Here is a 3,891-nt window from a genome sequence, read left to right on the forward strand (position 1 = left end):
TGACCAGGCGGCGCGGGGCCCGTTTCGCATCCTTCAGCGCGCTGCCCCGGCCGGACAGGCTGGGATTGGTCATGAAGTACGTGTGGGCGCTGAAGGCATCCTTCGGCGCATCGAGCCGATGATAGCGGCCATCGGCACCCAGCATCCAGGTGTTCGTCTCGTCCTTCAGGTTGGCCAGCATGATCTGCTCCATCACCTGCTGGCGGACCGTGGCGTTCTCGAGCGGCACCAGGCTTTCGATCCGGCCGTCGAGGTTGCGCGGCATCCAGTCGGCCGAGGACAGCAGCACCTTGGCCTGGCGCGACGGCAGCTTCTGGCCGTTGCCGAAGCACAGGATGCGGGCGTGTTCGAGGAAGCGGCCGACGATCGAATGCACACGGATGTTCTCGGACAGGCCGGGCACGCCGGGCCGCAGGCAGCAGATGCCGCGGATCACCAGGTCGATCTCCACCCCCGCCTGCGACGCCTCGTAGAGCTTGTCGATGATGGTGTCGTCGACCAGGGAGTTCAGCTTGACCCAGATCTGCGCCGGCTTGCCGGCCTGGGCATTGCTGATCTCGGCCTCGATCAGCTCCATGATCCGGTCGCGCAGGAACAGGGGCGCGATCGACAGCTTCTCCAGTTTCGCCGGCTTGGCGTAGCCGGTCATGTAGTTGAACATCGCCGCCGCGTCGCGGCCGAGGGCCGGATCGCAGGTGAAGAAGCTGAGGTCGGTGTAAACCTTGGCGGTGATCGGGTGGTAGTTGCCGGTGCCGAAATGGGTGTAGGTGCGCAGGCCACCCTGTTCGCGCCGCACCACCATCGAGACCTTGGCGTGGGTCTTCAGATGGATGATGCCGTACACCACCTGGGCACCCGCCCGCTCCAGGTCGCGGGCCCAGCGGATGTTGGCCTCCTCGTCGAAGCGGGCCTTGAGCTCGACCATCGCGGTGACCGACTTGCCCGCCTCCGCCGCCTCGACCAGGGCCTGGACGATCGGGGAATCCTTCGAGGTGCGGTACAGCGTCTGCTTGATCGCCACCACATCGGGGTCGCGCGCCGCCTGGCGCAGGAACTGCACGACGATGTCGAAGCTTTCATACGGATGGTGGACGACGATGTCCTTGGCCCGGATCGCGGCGAAGCAGTCGCCGCCGAAATCGCGCACCCGTTCCGGGAAGCGGGCGTTGTAGGGCGAGAACAGCAGCTCCGGCCGTTCGTCGACGATCAGCTTCTTGGTGTCGACCAGGCCGAGCAGCCGGTCGAAGGCGAAGACGTCCTCGTCCTTCACTTTCAGCTTCTCGCAGACGAAGTGGCGCAGCGAGTCCGGCACGTCGGCCGACACGGCGAGGCGGATGACGATGCCTTTGCGCCGGCGCTTCCGCGCGCTTTCGAAGGTCTTGACCAGATCCTCTGCCTCTTCGTCGATCTCCATCTCGCTGTCGCGGATCACCCGGAACACGCCGTTGGCGCGCGGAGTGTAGCCGGGGAACAAGCGGTCGAGGAACAGCATGACCACGTCTTCGAGCAGCACGAAGCGGATCGGCGACCCCGGCAGGCGGGTGAAGCGGTCGAGCTGCGGCGGCAGCGGCACGATCGCTTCCATCTCGTCATGCGGCTCTTCCTTGCTGGTCAGCGCCAGCGCCAGGCAGAGGCCGAGATTGGGGATGAACGGGAACGGATGCGCCGGGTCGATCGCCAGTGGCGTCAGCACCGGGAACATCTGGCCCAGGAAGCGCTCCTCCAGCCAGGCCTTCTCGGTCTTGGTCAGCTCATCCGCTGCGACCACGGCGATGCCGGCGGTGCGCAGCTCGTCGCTCAGGATCCGCCAGCAATGCTGCTGGTCGCGCATCAGCTCCTGCACCCGGGTCGCGATCTCGCCCAGCTGCTGCGCCGGGCTCAAGCCCTCCTGGCTCGGCGAGGCGACGCCGAGCGCGACCTGCGCCTTCAGCCCGGCGACGCGGACCATGTAGAATTCGTCCAGGTTGCTGGCCGAGATCGACAGGAAGCGCAGCCGCTCCAGCAGGGGGTAGCGGGTGTTGTAGGCCTCCTCCAGCACACGCTGGTTGAAGGCCAGCCAGGACAGCTCGCGGTTGATGAAACGATCGGGCGAATCCGCGGCAATCGCGGGCAGGGTCGGGGCACGCCGTGTGTCCGGCGCCTCGGCGGAAACAGCCTCGGCGTTGGTCTGCAACATGCTCACGAGTCGCCTCCGAACCTGCACGATCGAAACAAAACTGTAATATCAAGCCCTTATCGGGGCCGCTTCCGCTGCCACTATACACATGCCCGGACGTGGAGCGCCATGGAGAGGCGATCGCATGGCAGGGGCGGTCTTTTGGCGGGCCACGATGCGTGGGCAGCACTACCCCTGGCCTCGGTCTAAAGAACCAATTCAGCGTCCTAGTGGCCGGCGGCACATGAGTCTAAGCTCGATCGCGCCGCAGTCCGGGGAGGACGTCATGGCTGATCGCGAACAGACCGGCAGGGCCGATGTCGCGGCGCTGGCCAGGTTTCTCGTGGAGTTCGGGGCGAACCCTCCCTCGCAATACGCCTTCGTCCGGCGCGGCAAGGTCATGTGCTTCTACGCCGATGCCGGGGTGGCGTTGGAGGCCGGCTCCCGATCCTTCCCCGACCAGGACTTCTCCGTCGTCGACGTCCGGGCGCGGAAGGTGGTGCTGCGGAATTGACGCATTAGACCTTTGGTCTTGATGTCCATCAGACCTTTGGTCTTGATGTCCATGTCACATTGGGCTGGTATAGTCCGACAATTGCAAATTCGTGACAGGCATCGGTCGTCCATTATGTCTCAACAGCGAAGCTACGGCCTGACGGAGACGGAGATATTGGCGCTCCAGCTCTATCGCAACCTGCATGGGCATCGCGCCTATGCGGACGATGTCCGGGCCCTGGTCGAGGAACTGGAACACCGGCAGCGCCGATCGCAGGGCGTCGATGCGATCCTGGCCGAGGGCCGGCGCTTCCTCGCGGACCACCGCCGCCCCGAACACTGAGCGGACTGATGGGCTGAGCCCTTACCGCCGCCCGCCGAACAGGGAGCCGAGCACGCCGCGCACCAGCGCCCGGCCGATCGAGCTGCCGAAGGTGCCGCCGGCCGTGCCGCCGACGCTGCGCCCCAGGCTGCGGCCGAGCTGGGTGCCGACCGAGCTGCCGGCGCTGCGCACCACGTCCTTGAAGATCGATTCCACCATGCCGGGCCCGGCCTTCGCATGGGCCTTGGCTTCGGCGACGGCCGCCGCCTCCTGCTGCCCCTGGGCGGCGCGGACCGTCAGCTTCTCATAGGCCGACTCCCGGTCGATCGTGGTGGTGTATTTCAGGTCGAAGCCGCCGGCCGCGATCGCGGCGCGGCGCTCGGCATCGGTGATCGGACCGAGGCGCGAGACCGGCGGGCAGACCAGCGCCCGCTCCACCACCTCGGGGATGCCCTTCTCATCCAGCAGCGAGACTAGCGCCTCGCCCACCGCCAGCTCCTGCAGCGCCCGGGCGACATCGAAGCCGCCTTCGGTGCGGAAGGTGTCGGCGCTGGCCTTCAGCGCCTTCTGGTCGCGCGGGGTGAAGGCCCGAAGCGCGTGCTGCGCCCGGTTGCCGAGCTGGGCCAGCACCTTGTCCGGCACGTCGATCGGGTTCTGGGTGACGAAATAGACGCCGACGCCCTTGGAGCGGATCAGCCGCACCACCTGCTCGACCTTGTCGACCAGCGGCTTGGGCGCGTCGTCGAACAGCAGATGCGCCTCATCGAAGAAGAACACCAGCTTCGGCTTGTCGGGGTCGCCGACCTCGGGCAGGCGCTCGAACAGCTCGGACAGCAGCCACAGCAGGAAGGTGGCGTAGAGCCGCGGCGCCTGGATCAGGGTCTCGGCCGCCAGGACATTGACCACGCCGCGCCCGTCC

4 protein-coding genes are annotated in these 3,891 nt (G+C 66.8%); 2 read left to right on the top strand and 2 right to left on the bottom strand.

Annotated elements, in window-relative coordinates; genetic code table 11:
- Positions 1-2,176 (bottom strand): RNA degradosome polyphosphate kinase (locus AC3XYG_RS35665; RefSeq protein WP_489144645.1); only part of this gene is annotated, 2,176 nt, incomplete at its 3' end.
- Positions 2,177-2,441: 265 nt separating this feature from the next.
- Here AC3XYG_RS35665 and AC3XYG_RS35670 point away from each other — a divergent pair.
- Complete coding sequence (locus AC3XYG_RS35670) at positions 2,442-2,669, top strand: hypothetical protein (protein WP_489144642.1); 228 nt, start codon at positions 2,442-2,444, stop codon at positions 2,667-2,669.
- A 156-nt stretch (positions 2,670-2,825) separates the two neighbouring features.
- The gene (locus AC3XYG_RS35675) at positions 2,826-2,993 is read left to right on the top strand and encodes a hypothetical protein (protein WP_489144643.1); all 168 of its coding nucleotides are present in this window, start codon (positions 2,826-2,828) and stop codon (positions 2,991-2,993) included.
- A 21-nt stretch (positions 2,994-3,014) separates the two neighbouring features.
- Here AC3XYG_RS35675 and AC3XYG_RS35680 read toward each other — a convergent pair.
- Positions 3,015-3,891, bottom strand: an 877-nt coding sequence (locus AC3XYG_RS35680; protein WP_489144644.1) for a helicase HerA-like domain-containing protein, incomplete at its 5' end; no start/stop codon positions are given.

The organism is Inquilinus sp., assembly GCF_057815775.1.

Bases quoted from the DNA above. Each gene is read 5' to 3' on its own strand.
- AC3XYG_RS35670 (WP_489144642.1), top strand. From the start codon at position 2,442: ATGGCTGATCGCGAACAGACCGGCAGGGCCGATGTCGCGGCGCTGGCC.